Origin of the sequence: Escherichia sp. MOD1-EC6819 (assembly GCF_002965765.1) — a bacterium.
Lineage (GTDB): Bacteria > Pseudomonadota > Gammaproteobacteria > Enterobacterales > Enterobacteriaceae > Escherichia > Escherichia ruysiae.
In genome coordinates, this window is the sequence record NZ_PTRG01000005.1 from 244,990 (window position 1) to 269,380 (window position 24,391).

Below are 24,391 nucleotides of genomic sequence, written 5' to 3' on the forward strand. Positions count from 1 at the left end.
TATCCTTATGCCTGAACAGTACGCATCAGACCAGCCATTTCGTCTTTTACTGACTGAACTTGCGGCCCGATAACAACCTGCAGGTTATGTTGATTAAGTTGTACTACGCCAATTGCCCGATTGTCCTTTAGCGCCTGCACATTAACAAGCGACATATCTTTCACTGACAAACGCAGACGGGTAATGCAGTTATCCAGGCTGACAATATTGTCGGCACCGCCTAAGGCTTCGAGGATTGCCGGAACGTTGTAACCCGATTTACCCGGCGCACCGGTAACGGCTTTTTCGATTGAGCTGGCGATTTCACTGTCGCGACCCGGTGTTTTCAGATTGAAGCGGGTGATAGCGAAACGGAAGATGACGTAGTAAACGACAAACCAGATTGCCGCCACCACTGGCACCATGTACCACTTAGTCGACAGGCCATGCAAAATACCGAACACCACAAAATCGATGATATTGCCGTCGGTATTACCGATGGTGACACCGAGCACAGACATGACGGTGAAGCCGAGGCCGGTTAACAGCGCGTGGATGACGTAGAGAACTGGCGCTACGAACAGGAACAAGAACTCCAGCGGTTCGGTGGTGCCGCCAACAACACAGGCGATCAGGCCAGAAATCAGTAGGCCTTTAATTTTATGACGGTTTTCCGGGCGAGCACAGTGATACATGGCTAATGCAGCACCTGGCAGACCGCCGAGGAACGCAGGCATTTTACCCTGGGAGAGGAAACGCGTGGCGCTTTCAGAGAAACCGTGAGTGGTCGGGCAGCTTAATTGCGCCTGGAAGATGGTGAGTGCGCCGCTGACGGTTTGTCCACAGACTTCCTGCGTGCCGCCCGCGTCAGTAAAGCGAATTAATGCCACCAGAATGTGATGCAGACCAAACGGCAATAGCAGACGTTCACCCGTACCAAACAGCATAGGTCCGAAATCACCCGCGCTGTTGATCATATGACCTAAGCCGCTAATACCCATGGCAAAAATCGGCCAGACTAACGGAATCACCAGACCGACAAGCCCCATCACCAGCGAGGAGATAATTGGCACGAAGCGCGTACCGCCGAAGAATGCCAGCGCATCCGGCAGGCGGATATTATGAAAACGCTCATGCAGCATCCAGACGATAATACCGGCGATCACCGCACCGAGGATCCCGGTGTCGATCGACTGGATCCCAAGAATGCTCTGGATGTTATTGGCTTTCAGAACAGCTGCATCGGTGGTTGGCAGAATGCCTTTATTGGTCAACCAGAAGTTAACCGCCAGGTTCATCACCGCATAACCTACGAAACCAGCGAACGCCGCTACGCCTTTGTTTTCACGTGCCAGACCAAGCGGGATCGCAATACAGAACATCACCGGCAGGAAGCTAAAAGCGAACGAGCCAATTTTACTCATCCAGGTAAAGATAGCCTGCAACACGGGGTTACCCAATGCCGGGATGAGGGTGATGACATCATGGCTACTCAGGGAACTACCAATCCCTAACATAATGCCGCAGAACGACAGTAATGCGACGGGTAACATAAAGGTTTTGCCTAACTGCTGGAAAAATTCCCACAGCGTGACTTTCGGTGCTGTTTTCGCCGTCATAAAACGACTCCTTGTTAAGAACAGTCTGGATTCAATAAATTGCGCGAGAAGATAAAACGTTTTATCAAACTTTAGTGAGGCATAAATCACATTACGCGACGATAATAGCGGGTATAAGATAAATTAAAGGTAAAACGTTTTATCTGTCACAAAAATCAGGGAGTAGGTCATCTGTATGGCTACCGCCAAAAAAATCACCATTCATGATGTTGCGCTGGCTGCGGGCGTGTCGGTCAGTACCGTTTCGCTGGTACTTAGCGGGAAAGGACGAATATCTACCGCTACGGGGGAACGGGTTAACGCAGCGATTGAAGAGCTGGGATTTGTGCGCAATCGCCAGGCGTCGGCACTGCGCGGCGGGCAAAGCGGCGTCATTGGTTTGATCGTCCGTGATTTATCTACGTCATTTTACGCTGAATTAACGGCCGGATTGACGGAAGCTCTGGAGGCGCAGGGGCGGATGGTTTTTTTGCTTCACGGCGGTAAAGACGGCGAGCAGTTGGCACAGCGGTTCTCACTGTTGCTCAACCAGGGCGTCGATGGTGTAGTGATTGCCGGTGCGGCGGGAAGCAGCGATGGCCTGCGGCGGATGGCAGAAGAAAAAGGTATCCCGGTGATTTTCGCTTCCCGTGCCAGTTATCTTGATGATGTCGATACGGTTCGCCCGGACAACATGCAGGCTGCGCAGTTATTGACGGAGCATCTCATTCGCAATGGACATCAGCGTATCGCCTGGTTGGGAGGGCAAAGTTCCTCATTAACCCGCGCGGAGCGGGTGGGGGGATATTGCGCGACATTATTAAAATTTGGCCTGCCGTTTCACAGCGATTGGGTACTGGAGTGCACTTCCAGCCAGAAACAAGCTGCGGAAGCTATCACAGCACTTTTGCGCCGTAACCCGACTATCAGCGCCGTGGTTTGCTATAACGAAACTATTGCGATGGGGGCATGGTTTGGTTTGCTGAAAGCAGGGCGGCAAAGCGGGGAGAGCGGAGTCGATCGTTACTTTGAGCAACAGGTTTCGCTGGCGGCATTTACCGATGCGACGCAAACCACACTTGATGACATACCCGTTACCTGGGCAAGTACACCTGCGCGGGAACTTGGTACAACACTTGCGGATCGCATGATGCAAAAAATCACCCATGAAGAGACGCATTCACGTAATCTTATTATCCCCGCCCGGCTCATTGCGGCGAAATAATCCTCTCTTTATCTGCTATACCTGGTAGTGTCCTTTCCTCAAGGTTAATGATAAAAAATGTGGCACACAGGCGGTGCCTTTTATTTTTACTGAAGTTCACAGGAGGTTTATGTGTTTAATTCTGACAACCTGAGACTCGACGGAAAATGTGCCATCATCACCGGTGCGGGTGCAGGTATTGGTAAAGAAATCGCCATTACATTCGCGACAGCAGGTGCATCTGTAGTTGTCAGCGATATTAACGCCGATGCAGCTAATCATGTTGTAGATGAAATTCAACAACTGGGTGGCCAGGCATTTGCGTGGCGCTGTGATATTACGTCCGAACAGGAATTATCCGCTCTGGCAGACTTTGCCGTCAGTAAACTGGGTAAAGTTGATATTCTGGTTAACAACGCCGGTGGCGGTGGGCCTAAGCCATTTGATATGCCAATGGCGGATTTTCACCGCGCTTATGAATTGAATGTCTTTTCTTTTTTCCATCTTTCACAACTCATTGCGCCAGAAATGGAAAAAAATGGCGGTGGCGTTATTCTGACTATCACTTCCATGGCGGCAGAAAATAAAAATAAAAACATGACCTCGTATGCGTCATCTAAAGCTGCGGCCAGTCATCTGGTCAGGAATATGGCGTTCGACCTGGGTGAAAAAAATATTCGGGTGAATGGTATTGCGCCGGGAGCAATATTAACGGATGCCCTCAAATCCGTTATTACACCAGAAATCGAACAAAAAATGTTGCAACACACGCCAATCAGACGTCTGGGCCAACCGCAAGATATTGCTAATGCGGCGTTGTTCTTGTGTTCACCCGCAGCCAGCTGGATAAGCGGACAAATTCTCACTGTCTCCGGCGGTGGGGTACAGGAACTCAATTAATTCGAATAACCCGGAAAACAACGCAACTCAGCGTTGTTTTCCGATGCTGATGGGTTATCAGAAAAATGCATCTATCTCGCTACTGGTTGCTATATTTCGATTACTGGTTGACCAATTATCGTGTGAATAATACTCGAATGCGGGGGGCTTCGCACATTTGACCTGCAATGTTAGGCGCTTGCATGGCAAAGCGGTAAACTACTTATTCACGCTAACTATAATGGTTTAACGATGGATAACATGCAGACTGAAGCACAACCGACACGGACCCGGATCCTCAATGCTGCCAGAGAGATTTTTTCAGAAAATGGATTTCACAGTGCCTCGATGAAAGCCATCTGTAAATCTTGCGGCATAAGCCCAGGAACGCTCTATCACCATTTCATTTCTAAAGAAGCCCTGATTCAGGCGATTATCCTTCAGGATCAGGAGAGGGCGGTGATCCGCTTCCGCGAACCTATCGAAGGGATTCATTTCGTTGACTATATGGTCGAGTCGATAGTTTCTCTCACTCATGAAGCCTTTGGACAGCGGGCGCTGGTGGTCGAGATTATGGCGGAAGGGATGCGCAATCCACAGGTCGCCGCCATGCTTAAGAATAAGCATCTGACGATTACGGAGTTTATCGCCCAGCGTATGCGCGATGCCCAGCAAAAAGGTGAGATAAACCCTGACATCAACACGGCAATGACCTCTCGCTTACTGCTGGATTTGACCTATGGCGTACTGGCCGATATCGAAGCCGAAGACCTGGCGTGTGAAGCGTCATTCGCCCGGGGATTACGCGCGATGATTGGTGGTATTTTAACTGCATCCTGATTCTGTCTTTTCGCGGGGCGGTGAAGACTGGCCCGCTTAATCCTGCATAGAAACTCTTTCCGTTTCGTCACAAAACCACCGTTAACACATACACAGTAGCCATATGACACGTGAATTTACCATTTAAAATCTATTCGAATGAGCGTTCGATTGCTTATTTTGTGGCTTCTGTCAACGCTGTTTTAAAGATTAATGCGATCCGTATCACGCTGTGGGTATTGCAGTTTTTGGTTTTTTGATCGCGGTGTCAGTTCTTTTTATTTCCATTTCTCTTCCATGGGTTTCTCACAGATAACTGTGTACATCACAAAATTGGTTAACTAATCAGATTAAAGGTTGACCAGTATTTTTATCTTAATGAGGAGTCCCTTATGTTACGTCCTGTAGAAACCCCAACCCGTGAAATCAAAAAACTCGACGGCCTGTGGGCATTCAGTCTGGATCGCGAAAACAGTGGAATTGATCAGCGTTGGTGGGAAAGCGCATTACAAGAGAGCCGGGCAATTGCTGTGCCGGGCAGTTTTAACGATCAGTTCGCCGATGCGGATATTCGTAATTATGTGGGTAACGTCTGGTATCAGCGCGAAGTCTTTATACCTAAAGGTTGGGCGGGCCAGCGTATCGTGCTGCGTTTCGATGCGGTCACTCATTACGGCAAAGTGTGGGTAAACAATCAGGAAGTGATGGAGCATCAGGGGGGATATACGCCGTTTGAAGCCGATGTCACGCCATATGTTATTGCCGGGAAAAGTGTACGTATCACCGTTTGTGTGAACAACGAACTGAACTGGCAGACTATCCCGCCGGGAATGGTGATTACCGACGAAAACGGTAAGAAAAAGCAGTCTTACTTCCATGATTTCTTTAACTACGCCGGGATCCATCGCAGCGTAATGCTCTACACCACGCCGAACACCTGGGTGGACGATATCACCGTGGTGACGCATGTCGCGCAAGCCTGTAACCACGCGTCTGTTGACTGGCAGGTGGTGGCCAATGGTGATGTCAGCGTTGAACTGCGTGATGCGGATCAACAGGTGGTTGCAACTGGACAAGGCACCAGCGGGACTTTGCAAGTGGTGAATCCGCACCTCTGGCAACCGGGTGAAGGTTATCTCTATGAACTGTGCGTCACAGCCAAAAGCCAGACAGAGTGTGATATCTACCCGCTGCGCGTCGGCATCCGGTCAGTGGCAGTGAAGGGCGAACAGTTCCTGATCAACCACAAACCGTTCTACTTTACTGGCTTTGGCCGTCATGAAGATGCGGATTTGCGCGGCAAAGGATTCGATAACGTGCTGATGGTGCACGATCACGCATTAATGGACTGGATTGGAGCCAACTCTTACCGTACCTCGCATTACCCTTACGCTGAAGAGATGCTCGACTGGGCAGACGAACATGGCATTGTGGTGATTGATGAAACTGCAGCTGTCGGCTTTAACCTCTCTTTAGGCATTGGTTTCGAAGCGGGCAACAAGCCGAAAGAACTCTACAGCGAAGAGGCGGTCAACGGGGAAACCCAGCAGGCGCACTTACAGGCGATTAAAGAACTGATTGCGCGTGACAAAAACCACCCTAGCGTGGTGATGTGGAGCATTGCCAATGAACCGGATACCCGCCCGCAAGGTGCACGGGAATATTTCGCGCCACTGGCGGAAGCAACGCGTAAACTCGACCCAACGCGTCCGATCACTTGCGTCAATGTGATGTTCTGTGACGCTCACACCGATACCATCAGCGATCTCTTCGATGTGCTGTGTCTTAACCGTTATTACGGTTGGTATGTACAAAGCGGCGATTTGGAAACGGCAGAGAAGGTACTGGAAAAAGAACTTCTGGCCTGGCAGGAGAAACTGCATCAGCCGATTATCATCACCGAATACGGCGTGGATACGTTAGCCGGTCTGCACTCGATGTACACCGACATGTGGAGTGAAGAGTATCAGTGTGCATGGCTGGATATGTATCACCGCGTCTTTGATCGCGTCAGCGCCGTCGTCGGTGAACAGGTATGGAATTTCGCCGATTTTGCAACCTCGCAGGGCATTTTGCGCGTTGGCGGTAACAAGAAAGGGATCTTCACCCGCGACCGCAAACCGAAGTCGGCGGCTTTCTTGCTGCAAAAACGCTGGACTGGCATGAACTTCGGTGAAAAACCGCAGCAGGGAGGCAAACAATGAATCAACAACTCTCCTAGCGCACCATCGTCGGCTACAGCCTCGGTGACGTCGCCAATAACTTCGCCTTCGCAATGGGGGCGCTCTTCCTGTTGAGTTACTACACCGACGTCGCTGGCGTCGGTGCCGCTGCGGCGGGCACCATGCTGTTACTGGTGCGGGTATTCGATGCCTTCGCCGACGTCTTTGCCGGACGAGTGGTGGACAGTGTGAATACCCGCTGGGGAAAATTCCGCCCGTTTTTACTCTTCGGTACTGCGCCGTTAATGATCTTCAGCGTGCTGGTATTCTGGGTGCCGACCGACTGGAGTCATAGCAGCAAAGTTGTGTATGCATATTTGACCTACATGGGTCTCGGGCTTTGCTACAGCCTGGTGAATATTCCTTATGGTTCACTTGCTACCGCGATGACCCAACAACCGCAGTCCCGCGCCCGTCTGGGCGCGGCTCGAGGAATTGCCGCTTCGCTGACATTTGTCTGTCTGGCTTTTCTGATAGGACCGAGCATTAAAAACTCCAGCCCGGAGGAGATGGTGTCGGTGTACCATTTCTGGACGATTGTACTGGCAATTGCCGGTATGGTGCTTTACTTCATCTGCTTCAAATCGACGCGTGAGAATGTGGTACGTATCGTGGCGCAGCCGTCCTTGAAGATCAGTCTGCAAACGCTGAAACGGAATCGTCCGCTGTTTATGTTGTGCATCGGTGCACTGTGTGTGCTGATTTCGACCTTCGCGGTCAGCGCATCGTCGTTGTTCTATGTTCGCTATGTGCTGAATGACACCGGTCTGTTTACTGTGCTGGTACTGGTGCAAAACCTGGTCGGTACAGTGGCGTCGGCACCACTGGTGCCAGGAATGGTCGCCAGGATCGGTAAAAAGAATACTTTCCTGATTGGCGCTCTGCTGGGGACCTGCGGTTATTTGCTGTTCTTCTGGGTTTCCGTCTGGTCGCTGCCAGTGGCGTTGGTCGCGTTAGCCATCGCTTCAATTGGTCAGGGCGTTACCATGACCGTGATGTGGGCGCTGGAAGCTGATACCGTAGAATACGGTGAATACCTGACCGGCGTGCGAATTGAAGGGCTCACCTATTCACTATTCTCATTTACCCGCAAATGCGGCCAGGCAATAGGCGGTTCAATTCCCGCCTTTATTTTGGGATTAAGCGGATATATCGCCAATCAGGCGCAAACGCCGGAAGTTATTATGGGCATCCGCACATCAATAGCCTTAATACCTTGCGGATTTATGCTACTGGCATTCGTCATTATCTGGTTTTATCCGCTCACGGATAAAAAATTCAAAGAAATCGTGGTTGAAATTGATAATCGTAAAAAAGTGCAGCAGCAATTAATCAGCGATATCACTAATTAATATTCAATAAAAATAATCAGAACATCAAAGGTGCAACTATGAGAAAAATAGTGGCCATGGCCGTTATTTGCCTGACGGCTGCCTCTGGCCTTACCTCTGCTTACGCGGCGCAACTGGCTGACGATGAAGCGGGACTACGCATCAGACTGAAAAACGAATTGCGCAGGGCTGATAAGCCCAGTGCTGGCGCGGGAAGAGACATTTACGCATGGGTACAGGGAGGATTGCTCGATTTTAATAGTGGTTATTATTCCAATATTATTGGCGTTGAAGGCGGGGCGTATTATGTTTATAAATTAGGTGCTCGTGCTGATATGAGTACCCGGTGGTATCTTGATGGTGATAAAAGTTTTGGCTTTGCCCTGGGGGCAGTAAAAATAAAACCCAGTGAAAATAGCCTGCTTAAATTAGGTCGCTTCGGGACGGATTATAGTTATGGTAGCTTACCTTATCGTATTCCGTTAATGGCTGGCAGTTCGCAACGTACATTACCGACTGTTTCTGAAGGAGCATTAGGTTATTGGGCTTTAACGCCAAATATTGATCTGTGGGGAATGTGGCGTTCACGAGTATTTTTATGGACTGATTCAACAACCGGTATTCGTGATGAAGGGGTGTATAACAGCCAGACGGGAAAATACGATAAACATCGCGCACGTTCTTTTTTAGCCGCCAGTTGGCATGATAATACCAGTCGCTATTCTCTGGGGGCATCGGTACAGAAAGATGTTTCCAATCAGATACAAAGTATTCTGGAGAAAAGCATACCGCTCGACCCGAATTATACGTTGAAAGGGGAGTTGCTCGGATTTTACGCGCAGCTCGAAGGTTTAAGTCGTAATACCAGCCAGCCCAATGAAACGGCGTTGGTTAGTGGACAATTGACCTGGAATGCGCCGTGGGGAAGCGTATTTGGCAGTGGTGGTTATTTGCGCCATGCAATGAATGGTGCCGTGGTGGATACCGACATTGGCTATCCCTTTTCATTAAGTCTTGATCGTAACCGTGAAGGAATGCAGTCCTGGCAATTAGGTGTCAACTACCGTGTAACTCCGCAATTTACGCTGACATTTGCACCGATTGTGACTCGCGGCTATGAATCCAGTAAACGAGATGTGCGGATTGAAGGCGCGGGTATCTTAGGTGGTATGAACTATCGGGTCAGCGAAGGGCCGTTACAAGGGATGAATTTCTTTCTTGCTGCCGATAAAGGGCGGGAAAAGCGCGATGGCAGTAATCTGGGCGATCGCCTGAATTACTGGGATGTGAAAATGAGTATTCAGTATGACTTTATGTTGAAGTAAGAAATAACGCCGGAGAGAAAACTCTCCGGCGTTTTGGCAGTGAATTACTGCTGCGGTATTGCCGGTACAGCCGGAACGTTTAATGCCGGCATCGCAAACATACCAACAAAATCTTCCAGTGGCATTTTCTGCCCGTTTAACGTGATCTGACCGTTAGCATATTGCAGGCTGGTGGTGATGGTATTGTCCTGCAAGGTGGTCAGACGAAACATTTGACCCATTGCTGACGCGCCTTCAACTTGCTGTTTTGCCAGTTTTTTCGCTTGATCTTCCTGATAACCTTCCAGCTTCGCTACCTGGGTCATCAGCTCAGTTGCCATATCGACCGGAATGGTTAGTTTTGCCTCCAGAGACTTAACCGAGCGATCAACTTCCTGAGCCAGTGTCTGCGGCGCTTCTTTAGTCGTTGCCGGATCTTTCAGGAACAGCGACAGATTCAGCGCACTTTCACCCTGACTGTTTTTCCAGCTTAACGGAGCGACAGTTATCACCGGATCGCCTTTCAACATCAGCGGCAGGGCGCTAAAGAAGGCTTCCGTCACTTTCTCCTGATAAAGTTCGGGATTGTTGGCAATCTCTGGCTGTGCCAGCAGAGCCTGGGTTTGCGCGTTATATTGCTGGCTAAACTGGTGCCAGGCTTCGCCATCAATCTGACCAACTTTTAAAGTCAGCTTGCCGCTGCCCAGATCCTGATTCTGTACTTTCAGGCTGTTTAGCGAGTAATCCAGTTGGCTATTGATCGTTTTACCGTCATTGACCAGGTCTGATTTACCGCTGATCTCCATGCCTTCCAGCAGTGCCAGTTCTTTGCCTTCTACCGAAATGGTCATTTTTTCCAGTGACAGTTTTTGGTTACCCACGCGCTCACCAAAACTTGCCAGTGTGCTGGAACCGTCGGTTTTCAGATTATTAAAGGTCAACTGCACTTTCTGGTTGTATTCGTTAACCGCATCCACCCGGCCGCTTTGTGCCTCCCCGGAAAGGGAGATAGCTTTGCCGTCTCTGTCAGCATTTAACTGGAACTCGCCGCCGCTAAAGGCGACTTTTTCATCTTTTTGTTCGTAATTCAGTGGCTTGAGAGAGATATCTGAGCTGGAATCACCGCTGTAACCAATGCGGGAGTTAATCTCAAAAGGTGTTTCTCCTTTTGCCATATCAAACAGTGGCTTGCTCACATTGTTGTTGACAAGCGTGGTTTGAATCGACGCCATCGATGGGATCAGGTTCAGTTTTTTAAGCTGGGCCAGGGGAAAGGGACCATGATCAACCGATTCGTTGAAGATCACGCTCTGACCGCTTTTAATCCACGGATTTTCTTTCCCGGCAACGGGTTTCACCACCAGCTGTAACTGGCTGCTGAACACGCCGCGATGATAGTTTTGATAACTCACTTCCAGGTTGGATTCAGGAGCCGTCAGTTTAAGTTGCGCATTCGCCTGCGCGACCATGTCCTCGAGATGGGTTTCTATTTTCTTGCCTGTGTACCATGCGCCGCCTGTCCAGACTACGCCGAGCGCAACAATGACGCCTACCGCTACCAGCGATTTATTCATAGTGATTATCCATAAAATGAAATCAGGCGGACTGGCCGCCTGAAGTGTTATAAGCCTTTAATAAGCTTAGCAAGAGATGTTAATTTTTTCAGTAAGCTCTTACAGCTTGTTGTAAACACGGGCTAAACGTCCGTGGCCTTTCACTGTCACCGGTGACTCGTTGGCGGCAATAAACGCTGATTCACCCGGTTTAAGCGGTAACTGCTGAGAACCTTTACACAGAGTTGCTTCACCTTCAACGCAGAACAAAATGGCGGCACTTGGCTGGCTGATAGTGGTTTCTTTATCACTAAGATCATGCAGCGAGAAGGCAAAATCATCCACTGGAATCGGGAAGTCCAGTTCTGCACCTTGCTTCACCGGCTGGGTCAACAACTGGTTAGCTGGTTTGGCTTCGAACTTCACGTTGGCAACCAGCTCAGGAATATCAATATATTTTGGCGTCAGACCCGCACGCAGCACGTTATCAGAGTTCGCCATCACTTCCAGCGCCACGCCTTGCAGGTAGGCGTGCGGTGTTTCAGCGAACAGGAACATCGCTTCGCCAGGGTTCAGTTTCACCACATTCAGCAACAGCGGGGAGAACAGACCGCTGTCATCCGGGTAAAATTCAGAAATTAAACGAATCGTTTGCCACGGTTCACCCTGCTGGCTGTCGAGGGCCGATTTTAAAATCGCCAGCGCGCGGGATTTTTCTTCACCCTGCATATTCAACAGGCTGGCGAACAGGTCGCTTAAACGTTCTGCACTGGGCTGCTGTAAAAAGTGAGCAATCGCCGGATGCGCGCCCGCGACAGGCTGGAGCAGGGAGACAATCTCGGAGAACTCACGAAACGCGTTCATCGCGAGGAATGGTGTCAGGGCAAAAACCAGCTCCGGCTTGTGGTTAGGATCTTTATAGTTACGCTCGGCGGCATCCATCGGGATACCTGCGGCATTTTCTTTAGCAAAACCGATTTCAGAATTGCGTTTGTTCGGATGAACCTGAATGGAGAGCGGCTGAGCTGCGCATAATACTTTGAACAGGAAAGGCAGTTCGCCAAAGCGTTTGGCAACGGCCTCTCCAAGCAGAGTCGATTTATCACTCTCAATCACATCACGCAGTGAAACGATATCTCCGGCAGCATTGTGCACACGGGAACTGCTTTTCGGATGTGCCCCCATCCACAGCTCGGCCATCGGTTGGCTGGACGGATTTTCCATACCATAAAGTTCAGTCAACGCCGTTTTGCTGCCCCAGGCATAGTTTTGCACTGAGTTAATGAGTTTTTGCATGATCAATCCCTGTTTAAATGTGGAAATTAATCCCGCTATTAAAGCAAGAATCCTACGGGAAGTAACCTGGAGCCGCAAAAAGTCGTACTTGTCTCAGTTTTTGTTAAAAAACTGTGTAGGATATTGTTACTCGCTTTTAACAGGGCAACGGAACACCCGCCCAGAGCATAACCAAACCAGGCAGTAAGTGAGAGAACAATGTCAAACAAACCCTTTCATTATCAGGCTCCTTTCCCACTCAAAAAAGATGATACCGAGTATTACCTGCTGACCAGCGAACACGTTAGCGTATCTGAATTTGAAGGGCAGGAGATTTTGAAAGTCGCACCCGAAGCGTTAACTCTGCTGGCGCGTCAGGCGTTTCATGATGCGTCATTTATGCTGCGACCGGCTCACCAACAGCAGGTTGCCGACATTTTGCGTGACCCGGAAGCCAGCGAAAACGATAAATATGTGGCGCTTCAATTCCTGCGTAACTCCGATATCGCGGCAAAAGGCGTTCTGCCAACCTGTCAGGACACTGGCACCGCGATTATCGTTGGTAAAAAAGGGCAGCGCGTATGGACCGGTGGCGGTGACGAAGCGGCGCTGGCGCGCGGTGTCTATAACACCTATATCGAAGATAACCTGCGCTACTCGCAAAATGCGCCGCTGGATATGTATAAAGAGGTGAATACCGGCACCAATCTGCCAGCGCAGATCGATCTTTATGCTGTTGATGGCGACGAGTACAAATTCCTCTGTATCGCCAAAGGTGGCGGTTCGGCAAACAAGACGTATCTCTATCAGGAAACCAAAGCGTTATTGACGCCGGGGAAACTGAAAAATTACCTGGTTGAGAAAATGCGCACGCTGGGTACGGCGGCGTGTCCTCCGTATCATATTGCGTTCGTTATTGGCGGAACGTCTGCGGAAACTAACCTTAAAACGGTGAAACTGGCTTCCGCTAAATACTATGACGAACTGCCAACGGAAGGGAATGAGCACGGTCAGGCGTTCCGCGATGTGGCGCTGGAAAAAGAATTGCTGATCGAAGCGCAAAATCTTGGACTGGGCGCGCAGTTTGGTGGTAAATACTTCGCTCACGACATCCGCGTGATTCGCCTGCCGCGTCATGGTGCATCCTGCCCGGTCGGAATGGGCGTCTCCTGTTCTGCTGACCGTAATATCAAAGCGAAGATCAACCGTCAGGGGATCTGGATCGAAAAACTGGAACATAATCCAGGCAAATATATCCCGGAAGAGCTGCGCAAAGCGGGAGAAGGCGAAGCGGTGCGCGTTGACCTTAACCGTCCGATGAAAGAGATCCTCGCACAGTTGTCGCAGTATCCCGTTTCTACGCGCTTATCGCTTAACGGCACGATTATCGTCGGTCGTGATATTGCCCACGCCAAACTGAAAGAGCGCATGGACAACGGCGAAGGGCTACCGCAATACATCAAAGATCACCCGATTTACTACGCGGGTCCGGCAAAAACGCCAGAAGGTTATGCTTCCGGTTCTCTTGGCCCAACGACCGCCGGACGGATGGATTCTTATGTCGATCAACTGCAAGCGCAGGGCGGAAGTATGATCATGCTGGCGAAAGGCAACCGCAGCCAGCAGGTGACGGATGCCTGTAAAAAACACGGTGGCTTCTACCTCGGCAGTATTGGCGGCCCGGCGGCAGTGCTGGCGCAGGGCAGTATTAAGAGTCTGGAATGTGTTGAGTATCCTGAACTGGGAATGGAAGCGATCTGGAAAATTGAAGTGGAAGATTTCCCAGCGTTTATTCTTGTGGATGATAAAGGAAATGACTTCTTCCAGCAGATACAGCTCACGCAGTGCACCCGCTGCGTGAAATAAACAGAGCCGCCCTTCGGGGCGGCTTTTTTACATGGCACGAAAGACCAAACATTTGTTATCAAATAGTAAATAATGAGTGAGCTAAAAGTTGCTTAACGTAAGCAAAACAGAAAGAAAAAATTAATCAGGTGAGGAGCAGTCCATGAAAACAGTACGCAGCGAAAAAGATTCGATGGGTGCGATCGATGTCCCGGCAGATAAGCTGTGGGGCGCACAAACTCAACGCTCGCTGGAGCATTTCCGCATTTCGACGGAGAAAATGCCAACCTCACTGATTCATGCGCTGGCGCTAACCAAGCGCGCAGCGGCAAAAGTTAATGAAGATTTAGGCTTGCTGTCTGAAGAGAAAGCGAGTGCCATTCGTCAGGCGGCAGATGAAGTGCTGGCGGGACAGCATGACGATGAATTTCCGCTGGCTATCTGGCAGACCGGTTCCGGTACGCAAAGCAATATGAATATGAACGAAGTGCTGGCTAACCGCGCGAGCGAATTGCTCGGCGGCGTGCGCGGGATGGAACGTAAAGTTCACCCTAATGACGACGTGAACAAAAGCCAAAGTTCCAACGATGTCTTTCCGACGGCGATGCACGTTGCGGCGCTGCTGGCGCTGCGCAAGCAACTCATTCCGCAGCTTAAAACCCTGACACAGACGCTGAGTGAAAAATCGCGTGCATTTGCCGATATCGTCAAAATTGGTCGTACCCACTTGCAGGACGCCACGCCGCTGACGCTGGGGCAGGAGATTTCTGGCTGGGTAGCGATGCTGGAGCATAATCTCAAACATATCGAGTACAGTCTGCCGCACGTGGCGGAACTGGCGCTGGGTGGTACAGCAGTAGGGACGGGGCTGAACACTCATCCGGAATATGCGCGTCGCGTTGCGGATGAACTTTCGGTAATTACCTGCGCGCCGTTTGTTACCGCGCCGAACAAATTTGAAGCTCTGGCGACCTGTGATGCGCTGGTTCAGGCGCACGGCGCCTTGAAAGGGTTGGCTGCGTCACTGATGAAAATTGCCAATGACGTTCGTTGGCTGGCATCTGGCCCTCGCTGCGGAATTGGTGAAATCTCAATCCCGGAAAACGAGCCGGGCAGTTCAATCATGCCTGGGAAAGTGAACCCAACGCAGTGTGAAGCGTTAACCATGCTTTGCTGTCAGGTGATGGGGAACGACGTGGCGATCAACATGGGTGGCGCTTCCGGAAACTTTGAACTGAACGTCTTCCGCCCGATGGTTATCCACAATTTCCTGCAATCGGTACGCTTGCTGGCAGATGGCATGGAAAGTTTTAACAAACACTGTGCAGTGGGGATTGAGCCGAATCGTGAGCGAATCAATCAATTACTCAATGAATCGCTGATGCTGGTGACCGCACTAAACACCCACATTGGCTATGACAGAGCCGCCGAGATTGCAAAAAAAGCGCATAAAGAAGGGCTGACCTTAAAAGCTGCAGCCCTTGCGCTGGGCTATCTTAGCGAAGCCGAGTTTGACAGCTGGGTACGACCAGAACAGATGGTCGGCAGCATGAAATCCGGGCGTTAATCTGCAACATACAGGTGCAGCCGTGGAATGATCAAACGAAGCGGCTGCGCCTGCGGTTTATAACGGTGCTGCACATTGTCGGCATCGTAATTCAACAACTCGCCAACGTCCGGTACGCCCGCGCCATTATCCCGATTAATCAGTGCAATAAGCGGCGTAGGGCAGGCGTGTTGTACCTGTTTTTGATCTCCCTTGTACCAGACGCGGGCAATCGGCTGCACCTTTACCGGACGTTTGATTTTTAACTTCACGTCCTGTGGCAGGGCAGCAATATCCTGATATTCACGCTCCAGTTTTCCCTGCCACTCCTCACGCGTCCACGGTGCGACGCTGCGGGGTGATTTCAGACTTTTTTCCAGCTGCGCCAGCACTTCATCACGATGCAAATTCTTAATGATATGTTTATTCGCCCAGCCAAAACGTAAAGTTGCGGGGTCATGCAGAACGGTGAGGGTGCGGTAAGCGTTCAGTGTGATCAGCCCCGGCAAATGGCGATGCACCCATTCAAAACGCGCCGCCGTAGGAAGTTCTGACTCAACCGTGACGATATGCTCGAAAGTGGTTTTAAGTTGATTGATGCGCTGGATATGACTTACCAGCGCCGCTTGTGAAAGGTTATCAACCTGATAACACAACACGCCGGGCAGACGAACAGCGGCCTTGCTGCTGCGATTTTCAGACTGTTGCTGAATAAACAAATGGCGGAAATGACGTAGCGCGAGCGCCTGCGCCTCTTTGCCGAGATGTTGCTTAACTTCAATGCAATTCAGCGGATTATGCTCATCCTCTTTTTTGACTTCCGGTAAAGAGAATACCCGGGCAACCAGCAACTTGTGCTGTTCAAGCTCAGCGGCAAATGCGGCCAGTTCTTGCTCCATCTGGCGAAAGGTAGTATTGAGTCGATCTACGAGATCGTAACGAGCCATAAAATCACCACTTTAGTTACAACATACTTATGTTATAGCACAGTGGCGACGACTTGACCACCGTGCGCGTAGCGTCAGGCAGAGGTAAATTGCGCAATGTTGTGCCATAACGGCCAGCTAAACGAGAAGCGGGCGCCGCCCAGTTCGCTGGTGTCACAATTAACCGTGCCGCCCATTGCCAGTGCAATTGAGTGGACAATTGCCAGTCCCAGCCCGCAGCCGCCGGTTGCACGGTCACGGCTGGGGTCGAGGCGAACAAAGGGTTCAAAGATATGCTCTCGATCCTGTGGTGCAATCCCTGCACCATCATCTTCAACAATTAATGTCGCTTTGTTTCCTGCCAGTAGCAGGCTGGTTTCGACTGTTGAATGGCAGTAGCGCAGGGCATTATTGAGCAAGTTATCCAGCACGCGCTCCATCAAGCGCATATCCAACGCCGCATAATGACCTTGCATGATGGTTTTTATCCGTACCGTTTTATCGGGAGTTAGTGCCTGAATGTCGGCCAGATGCGTTGACAGCCACAACGGCAGGTCTGGTTCGCTAAGATGGAGCTCATTTTGCGGGCGATCGAGTCGGGCATAAGTCAGCAACTCTTCAATTAAGGCTTCCAGTTGGCTGATATCGCGATTCAACGCCTGAGATTCTGTTGCGCTCAGATTTTCGCTCATCTCCAGTCGATAACGCAGGCGCACTAACGGCGTTCGCAGTTCGTGGGCGATACCGTCAATAAGCTGTTTTTTACTGGCAATCAAGGCGTTGATATTATCCGCCATCTGGTTAAACGCCACGCCAAGCCGTTCAAAACTCGAACCTTCATCAAAGTGAATACGTTCATTGAGATGCCCATCGCCAAATCGTTGCGCCGCTGCTTCCAGTTTTAACATGTCCTGCCAGTGCGGACGCATCCAGATAAACACGGGAAAGGCGAGGGAGATGGCAATAAAAGCGATCAGCGCGATATCCAGTAATCGCATTTGATGGAGGTAATAAAGATAAGGCACGGGACCGACTGCCAGCACGTAGTGGCTGCGCGGTATACGCTGTAAGAATGTGTACTGATCGTCCAGGGCGACAATTTCGCCGCCACGCAGTCGATGCATGGAGATTTCATCGAGATGATATTTACTCAACGGTTCGACGCGCAGATCAAAAGAGAGATTTAAATCCATCTCTTTCAGCGTTTTTCCCCAGTCGTGTGGGGGGATCTCGCGCAATTCGCTACGCATCAGGTATAGAGAACTGTTCATCAAATCATCCAGCGACTGTTTGCCCGCGCGTTCGGCGGTAAATTTGTACACCAGCCCAACCAGTAGGGACATCACCAGAAAGCAGACAAACAGTAGAAGATAAAACTGGATAAACAGTTTTTTCATCGCTTATTCCCACGCATGAGGCGCAAACAGATAGCCTTTGTTTCGCACGGTTTTAATGCGATAAGGTTCGGCAGCGTTATCGCGCAGTTTTTTTCTTAACCGCGAAATAGCCACGTCCACGCTACGATCCAGACCGTCGTAACTGACGCCGCGTAAATTTTTCAACAACGCATCTCTGTCCATAATTTGCCCCGCGTGGGTGGCTAATTCCCAGAGCAGTTCAAAATCGGCGGTAGAGAGTGAAATTTCGCAGTCAGCAAGCGTAACTACACGGTTAATGGGATCGATGGTTAACGTGCCGAAATGCAATGCCTTATAAGGAGTAAGAGGTGCTTCTTGTATACCTTTGGTCAGCGTGGTTTGCTCGTTCTGACGCAAATGTAAACGTAACCGCGCCAGCAGGACTGCGGGGGGCGTTGTTTTGAGAATATAGTCGCAGGCGCCCATTTCCAGAGCCAGAATGTGGTTCATATCACTATCGAGAGATGTCAGCAGAACTATAGGCCCGCTCCATTTAGTGCGTAAATCACGACAGACAGTCATGCCGTCCTTGCCTGGTAGCATGATATCGAGGAGCACCAAATCCGGATTTTCCCGCAGAATTGTTTCTTCTGCATGGTCGCCGCGAGGTTCAATGGTTACCTGTATATCATGTTTCGCCAAATACGCGGCAATCAGTGAACCGACTTCCGCGTCATCTTCCACAAATACGATAGTGTTCATATTATTCACGGTAGATATAAAAACGTCACAATACACCGCGTTGTTTTTACTTACTATCAATCGTTCCTAAACAAGTTTTCATCAGGTATTCTACGGATGACTTGTTATGGAAGTGTTAAGGTAAAAAGATGGGGCTGGTAATCAAAGCCGCGCTTGGTGCGCTGGTGGTGGTGTTAATTGGTGTATTAGCAAAAACGAAAAATTACTATATCGCCGGGCTGATTCCGCTTTTCCCGACCTTTGCGCTTATTGCGCATTATATTGTTGCCAGCGAACGCGGCATTGAAGCCTTACGCGCAACCATCATTTTCAGCATGTGGTCGATTATTCCCTATCTTATTTACCTGGCGTCGCTGTGGTATTTCACCGGAATAATGCGCTTGCCCGCCGCTTTTGTGGGTTCCGTTGCGTGCTGGGGGATAAGCGCATGGGTGTTGATTATATGCTGGATGAAGCTGCATTAACGCAGATGTCGACCGCCATCAAGCGGAAAACTGCGTCCGGTAACAAAGCAACTGGTGAGTAAATAATCGACCAGGTCGATCACTTCTTTCTCGCCTGGTGCGGTTTTCATCAGTGATTTATTCAGCGCCTGTTGACGATATTCAGCATCATCATGCTCATTAAACAGGATCAGCGATGGCGCGATAGAATTCACTTTCACTTCCGGTGCCAGCTTGCGGGCAAACGAGCGTGTCATATTATCCAGCGCCGCTTTGCTCGCAGCATAGGCAATATGTTTGTCGCTTCCGCGCTCCACCACATAATCGGTAAAGTGAATGATATCGCTGGCGGCGTGTCCGTGCCCACGCAGTAATCTTTCCAGAGCGTGGTTAAGAAGGTATGGGGTATTAACGTGGATTTGCATCATGCAGGCCAGCACGTCAGTCAGTGGCGTACCTGGTTTTTCAGCCATCCACGCGCTGGCGTTGTGCAAAATAGCACGCAGGCCATGGGTGCTTTTTAGTACCTCATCGGCAAACGCCATCACACCGTCGTTGGTTGAAAAATCAGCCTGAATACATTGCGCACCCGCATTAATCAGTCCATCAATGGCAGGATAGCGCGTCCGATAGCTGACAATCACCGGTTGCTTTTGATTAATGAAATGCCAGGCGAGGGCGAGGCCAATGCGACGGCCTCCGCCAGTAATTAATATTGGCAAGGGGTGGGTTTTACCCATCGTTATCTCCTTTGCTATCCAACGATGGGACGAACGTTATCCCACCAGCATCCAGGTCGCCGGAACTGCGGCAATTAACAACATGCTAATTAACACCATTTCCTGACGATTCAGTACATTATCATGTGTATGCGTTTTACGCGCGTACAGGAACACCAGAAGCCCAGGTGCATACAGAACGACGGACAACAGCAGGTGCATTGGGCCAGAGGCGTACAATAACCATAAGCCATAAATGCAGGCACCGATACCTACTGCTTTATGCAGTGGACGGGTAGCGATTTTCAGCAGGAACGCGCCAACCAGGAAATAGGGCACCAGAATCATTTCTGAGGCGATGGTGAGCAATGTGTTGTAATCGGAACCGGTTAGCCAGATGAGTACCAGGCAAATTTGCACGCAGATGTTGGTCAGCCACAGTGAGGCAGACGGCGCAGCTTGCGCATTCTGGCGAGCAAAAATGCGCGGGAATGCTTTATGAGTGGCAGCCAGGAAGGGGACTTCTGCCGCCATAATGGTCCAGCTTAAGTACGCGCCGCAAACGGAAACGATCAGTCCGGCAGCGATGATAATCTCACCCCACGGCCCCATCATTTTCACCATCAGGCCGGCCATAGAGGGATTACGGATTTCAGCCAGTTCAGGGCGTGCTACCACCCCCAGCGAAAGCAGAGTTACCAGTAAATAAACGCCCAGCGCGGAAAGTACCGCCAGAAGTGTTGCTTTGCCGACATCATGTTTATTACGCGCTCGCGCAGAAACCACCACTGCACCTTCCACGCCAATGAATACCCACAGTGTGATCAACATTGTGTTTTTCACCTGTTCCCATACCGGTATACCAAGTGCAAGGCCAGTGAAGTCGAGTTTGAAGGTGTCCAGTTTGAACATCATCATCGCCAGAACAATAAACAGACCTAGCGGCAATAATTTTGCCAGCGTAGCCACCAGGTTAATGCTGGCAGCAGTCTGCACGCCGCGCAGGATCAAAAAGTGAACAATCCATAATAAGGCGGATGCACCGACAATCGATTGCCAGGTATTGCCATCGCCAAACAGGCGCAATTCCGGCGTATCGGTGAAGAAACTCAATGCGGAAAAGACGATCACCAGATAGGAGACGTTGGCGATAACTGCGCACAGCCAGTATCCCCATGCGGAGCAGAAACCAATCAGTTCGCCAAACCCTTCACGGGCATAGGTAAAGATACCGCCGTCAAGATCGGGACGAATACGCGTCAGGATCAGCATAGCGAAGGCCAGTAATAAAATCCCTGCGCCGGTGATACCCCAGCCGATCAATAATGCTGCCGGGCTGGCTACCGCCGCCATATTTTGCGGCAGACTGAAAACACCTGCGCCCAGCATTGAGCTTAATACCAGCGCAGTGAGCGCGCTCAGTCCCAGTTTCTTTTCCATCTGTATCCAGTGATCAAAACGTGTTTGGAAGAATAAATATTAGGACAAAACGCATAAAAATGGTGTTTGTCACTAAGGCGCGGGATTTTACGAAGAGATGTATCGTCATGCAATGGTTAGGGGAAAATTTGTGACTAAAAATGCTAAAGGCGGCATAAAGCCGCCTTATCGTGATACTGAATAGTTATTTATACAGATCTGCGCTGATGGTCAGGTTATTGCCACGTTCCTGCCACTGGCGGGTGATGTGGTAATACTTAGCCCCTTTCTTCGCGGCACGTTTAGCAACCTGGTAGGAAACTTCGGTCATGTTGCCGTAGTTACCTGAGAACTTAATGCTGTCGAACGGCACCATCATCGCTGCGGTCGCTTTGTTCAGTTCTTCGACTTTAGTGCCGTCAGGTAGCGTGACAGTGTAACGTCCGCCTTTTGATGACTGGGTTTCAAAGAAGCGACCGACTTCGGAACTTGGTGATGCAGTAGTGGCAACGCCTGGGATTTCAACTTTCTTCGCAGCTTCGCCACCGGCCGCCAGGGCTGCACGTCCCGCGTCGGAATCCGCCGGGATCACATCCGGGCTTTGTACTACGCGTTTCTTAGCATCTTTTTTATAGATGAAGGCCGTAATGCGCTGGTTACCGCCCTGGTTGGCATCGATTTGACGAACAATATAGAAAGAGTATGCGCCTTTTGCTTTCGCCGCTTTGGTGATGGCGTCATTAACTTCAGGTTGGCTACGGTAAAAGCCCTGGACGGTAACTGTATCAAACGGTTCGATCAGAACGGCCTGGTCTTTTGGCAGTTCCACCACACCGTTAATCACACGATTCTTTTCAGTTTCTGCTTTTTCAGCATCAGACTTATAGAGATCGGCAACTACACGCCAGTTACCGCTGTTACCGAAATCTGACGTATCGACAACATAAAAAGAGGCTGCGCCTTCTTTATCAGCGCGGCGGGATACGGCTTTGACCGCCTCGCCAATGGCATTGAAACGTCCGGTAACCACTACACGGTCAAAAGGTTTAACCGCTGCCGCTTGCTCCGGTGTCAGTTCTGTTGCTGCGTTAACGGAGAATGCCGTAGCAGAAAGCAGTGCCGACGCCAGGAGGGTGTTCTTAAGCTTCATAAAAATAATCCTTCGCCTTGCGCAAACCAGGTACTGGTATTGTTATTAACGAGAAACGTGGCTGATTATTGCATTTAAACGGTGTAACTGTCTGCGTGATTTTTCATATCAGACTTCTTGATTTGATTTTAAACCTGTTCGAATAACCATCTGTGATTAAAAAGTAACCGCAGTAACATAAAATGGCTGAAATGGCTGAATTGTATAAGTTAATTTAATGTTAACTGGCGGCTTGCGACGGGGTGATCTCATGTTTTACCTGGCTATCGAAGACAATTATCGCCCCTTATCCTGTGTTCTATGGTGTTTATCCCACTATCAAGGCTGAATCGTTAATATTTTTCGAGTTAACGCCGAGATACTGATTTTTGGCGCTAGATCACAGGCATTATTTTCAGTACGTTATAGACGTTTGTTACTAATTTATTTTAACGGAGTAACATTTAGCTCGTTCATGAGCGGCTTGTGTACTTGAAACACAGGCAAACCATCATCAATAAAACCGATGGAAGGGAATATCATGCGAATTGGCATACCAAGAGAACGGTTAACCAATGAAACCCGTGTTGCAGCAACGCCAAAAACAGTGGAACAGTTGCTGAAACTAGGTTTTACCGTCGCGGTAGAGAGCGGCGCGGGTCAACTGGCGAGTTTTGACGATAAAGCGTTTGTGCAAGCGGGCGCTGAAATAGTAGAAGGGAATAACGTCTGGCAGTCAGAGATCATTCTGAAGGTCAATGCACCGTTAGATGATGAAATTGCACTACTGAATCCAGGTACAACGCTGGTAAGTTTTATCTGGCCTGCGCAGAATCCGGAGCTAATGCAAAAACTTGCGGAACGTAACGTCACCGTGATGGCGATGGACTCCGTACCGCGTATTTCTCGCGCCCAGTCGCTGGACGCGTTAAGTTCGATGGCGAATATCGCAGGTTATCGCGCTATTGTCGAAGCAGCTCATGAGTTTGGTCGCTTTTTTACCGGACAAATCACTGCGGCAGGTAAAGTGCCGCCGGCAAAAGTCATGGTGATTGGTGCGGGTGTTGCTGGTCTGGCGGCCATTGGTGCAGCAAACAGCCTCGGCGCAATTGTGCGTGCGTTCGATACTCGTCCGGAAGTGAAAGAACAAGTTCAGAGTATGGGCGCGGAATTCCTTGAACTGGATTTTAAAGAGGAAGCAGGCAGCGGCGATGGCTATGCCAAAGTGATGTCGGAAGCGTTCATCAAAGCGGAAATGGAGCTTTTTGCTGCGCAGGCAAAAGACGTCGATATCATTGTTACCACTGCGCTTATTCCAGGCAAACCGGCACCGAAACTGATTACCCGTGAAATGGTGGACTCCATGAAGTCGGGCAGTGTGATTGTCGATCTGGCAGCACAAAACGGCGGTAACTGTGAATACACCGTGCCGGGGCAAATCTTCACCACTGAAAATGGCGTCAAAGTCATTGGTTATACCGATCTTCCGGGGCGTCTGCCGACGCAATCCTCACAGCTTTATGGCACCAACCTCGTCAATCTGCTGAAATTGTTGTGCAAAGAGAAAGACGGCAACATCACTGTTGATTTTGATGATGTGGTGATTCGCGGCGTGACCGTGATCCGTGCGGGCGAAATTACCTGGCCGGCACCGCCGATTCAGGTATCAGCTCAGCCGCAGGCGGCACAAAAAGCAGCACCGGAAGTCAAAACCGAGGAAAAATGTGCCTGTTCGCCGTGGCGTAAATACGCCTTGATGGCGCTGGCAATTATCCTTTTCGGTTGGCTGGCGAATGTTGCACCGAAAGAGTTCCTCGGACACTTCACCGTGTTCGCGCTGGCGTGCGTTGTGGGCTATTACGTGGTGTGGAATGTTTCGCACGCGCTACATACACCATTGATGTCGGTCACCAATGCGATTTCAGGGATTATTGTTGTCGGAGCACTTTTACAGATTGGCCAGGGCGGCTGGGTTAGCTTCCTTAGTTTTATCGCGGTGCTTATAGCCAGCATTAATATTTTCGGTGGCTTCACCGTGACTCAGCGTATGCTGAAAATGTTTCGCAAAAACTAAGGGGTA

Annotated in this window: 19 protein-coding genes; 10 read left to right on the forward strand and 9 right to left on the reverse strand. The window is 50.1% G+C overall.

Annotated features, from left to right (window positions below):
• Positions 1-5 precede the first annotated feature (5 nt).
• Positions 6-1,598, reverse strand: a complete 1,593-nt coding sequence (gene malX, locus A7Z06_RS09245; RefSeq protein ID WP_105279401.1) for a PTS maltose transporter subunit IICB — start codon at positions 1,596-1,598, stop codon at positions 6-8.
• Positions 1,599-1,773: 175 nt separating this feature from the next.
• Here malX and malI point away from each other — a divergent pair, with 175 nt between their 5' ends.
• The 6 genes from malI (at position 1,774) to uidC (ending at position 9,357) form a co-directional block, all read left to right on the forward strand.
• The gene (gene malI, locus A7Z06_RS09250; protein WP_000179525.1) at positions 1,774-2,802 is read left to right on the forward strand and encodes a mal regulon transcriptional regulator MalI; all 1,029 of its coding nucleotides are present in this window, start codon (positions 1,774-1,776) and stop codon (positions 2,800-2,802) included.
• 111 nt (positions 2,803-2,913) lie between these two features.
• Positions 2,914-3,681, forward strand: coding sequence for a 7-alpha-hydroxysteroid dehydrogenase (gene hdhA, locus A7Z06_RS09255; RefSeq protein WP_000483370.1), 768 nt, complete (start codon positions 2,914-2,916; stop codon positions 3,679-3,681).
• Between the two features lie 231 nt (positions 3,682-3,912).
• A complete protein-coding gene (gene uidR, locus A7Z06_RS09260) occupies positions 3,913-4,500 on the forward strand; it encodes a DNA-binding transcriptional regulator UidR (RefSeq protein ID WP_000369705.1) in 588 nt (195 codons plus the stop codon).
• 371 nt (positions 4,501-4,871) lie between these two features.
• On the forward strand, positions 4,872-6,683 hold the full coding sequence (gene uidA / locus A7Z06_RS09265) for a beta-glucuronidase (protein ID WP_000945947.1): 1,812 nt from the start codon (positions 4,872-4,874) through the stop codon (positions 6,681-6,683).
• Between the two features lie 23 nt (positions 6,684-6,706).
• Positions 6,707-8,053 (forward strand): glucuronide transporter, encoded by a 1,347-nt coding sequence (uidB, locus tag A7Z06_RS09270; RefSeq protein ID WP_198599653.1) that lies wholly within the window; start codon positions 6,707-6,709, stop codon positions 8,051-8,053.
• 38 nt (positions 8,054-8,091) lie between these two features.
• Positions 8,092-9,357 (forward strand): glucuronide uptake porin UidC, encoded by a 1,266-nt coding sequence (gene uidC / locus A7Z06_RS09275; RefSeq protein WP_001227039.1) that lies wholly within the window; start codon positions 8,092-8,094, stop codon positions 9,355-9,357.
• A 44-nt stretch (positions 9,358-9,401) separates the two neighbouring features.
• Here uidC and A7Z06_RS09280 read toward each other — a convergent pair whose 3' ends face one another.
• Positions 9,402-10,910 (reverse strand): YdgA family protein, encoded by a 1,509-nt coding sequence (locus A7Z06_RS09280; protein ID WP_001043388.1) that lies wholly within the window; start codon positions 10,908-10,910, stop codon positions 9,402-9,404.
• Between the two features lie 99 nt (positions 10,911-11,009).
• Positions 11,010-12,185, reverse strand: coding sequence for a mannose-6-phosphate isomerase (gene manA / locus A7Z06_RS09285; RefSeq protein WP_001170651.1), 1,176 nt, complete (start codon positions 12,183-12,185; stop codon positions 11,010-11,012).
• A gap of 198 nt (positions 12,186-12,383) precedes the next feature.
• Between manA and fumB the strand changes: the two genes are divergently transcribed.
• Both fumB and fumC read left to right on the forward strand, forming a co-directional pair.
• The gene (gene fumB, locus A7Z06_RS09290; RefSeq protein ID WP_000066634.1) at positions 12,384-14,030 is read left to right on the forward strand and encodes a class I fumarate hydratase; all 1,647 of its coding nucleotides are present in this window, start codon (positions 12,384-12,386) and stop codon (positions 14,028-14,030) included.
• 142 nt (positions 14,031-14,172) lie between these two features.
• Entirely contained in the window at positions 14,173-15,576 is a 1,404-nt protein-coding gene (fumC, locus tag A7Z06_RS09295; RefSeq protein WP_105279402.1) for a class II fumarate hydratase, read from the forward strand.
• Here fumC and tus read toward each other — a convergent pair.
• The 3 genes from tus to rstA form a co-directional block, all read right to left on the reverse strand.
• Positions 15,573-16,502 carry a DNA replication terminus site-binding protein gene (gene tus / locus A7Z06_RS09300; protein ID WP_000135175.1) on the reverse strand — a complete coding sequence of 310 codons (930 nt, stop codon included), beginning with the start codon at positions 16,500-16,502 and terminating at the stop codon, positions 15,573-15,575. The two genes, fumC and tus, sit on opposite strands and share 4 nt — an antisense overlap.
• Positions 16,503-16,576: 74 nt before the next feature.
• Positions 16,577-17,878: a two-component system sensor histidine kinase RstB gene (gene rstB / locus A7Z06_RS09305; RefSeq protein ID WP_000732532.1), complete on the reverse strand. Its 1,302-nt coding sequence runs from the start codon at positions 17,876-17,878 to the stop codon at positions 16,577-16,579.
• Positions 17,879-17,881: 3 nt separating this feature from the next.
• Positions 17,882-18,601 carry a two-component system response regulator RstA gene (gene rstA, locus A7Z06_RS09310; protein WP_001092492.1) on the reverse strand — a complete coding sequence of 240 codons (720 nt, stop codon included), beginning with the start codon at positions 18,599-18,601 and terminating at the stop codon, positions 17,882-17,884.
• A gap of 128 nt (positions 18,602-18,729) precedes the next feature.
• Between rstA and A7Z06_RS09315 the strand changes: the two genes are divergently transcribed.
• A complete protein-coding gene (locus A7Z06_RS09315; RefSeq protein ID WP_000524885.1) occupies positions 18,730-19,065 on the forward strand; it encodes a GlpM family protein in 336 nt (111 codons plus the stop codon).
• On the opposite strand, the gene folM is transcribed toward A7Z06_RS09315, so the two are convergent.
• The 3 genes from folM to ydgH form a co-directional block, all read right to left on the reverse strand.
• On the reverse strand, positions 19,062-19,784 hold the full coding sequence (gene folM, locus A7Z06_RS09320) for a dihydromonapterin reductase (protein ID WP_000520631.1): 723 nt from the start codon (positions 19,782-19,784) through the stop codon (positions 19,062-19,064). The two genes, A7Z06_RS09315 and folM, sit on opposite strands and share 4 nt — an antisense overlap.
• Before the next feature lie 36 nt (positions 19,785-19,820).
• On the reverse strand, positions 19,821-21,203 hold the full coding sequence (locus tag A7Z06_RS09325) for an amino acid permease (RefSeq protein WP_000412364.1): 1,383 nt from the start codon (positions 21,201-21,203) through the stop codon (positions 19,821-19,823).
• Between the two features lie 184 nt (positions 21,204-21,387).
• Positions 21,388-22,332 carry a DUF1471 family protein YdgH gene (gene ydgH / locus A7Z06_RS09335; protein WP_000769335.1) on the reverse strand — a complete coding sequence of 315 codons (945 nt, stop codon included), beginning with the start codon at positions 22,330-22,332 and terminating at the stop codon, positions 21,388-21,390.
• A gap of 520 nt (positions 22,333-22,852) precedes the next feature.
• On the opposite strand from ydgH, the gene pntA reads away from it, so the two are divergent.
• The gene (gene pntA, locus A7Z06_RS09340; RefSeq protein WP_001219379.1) at positions 22,853-24,385 is read left to right on the forward strand and encodes a Re/Si-specific NAD(P)(+) transhydrogenase subunit alpha; all 1,533 of its coding nucleotides are present in this window, start codon (positions 22,853-22,855) and stop codon (positions 24,383-24,385) included.
• Positions 24,386-24,391 lie beyond the last annotated feature (6 nt).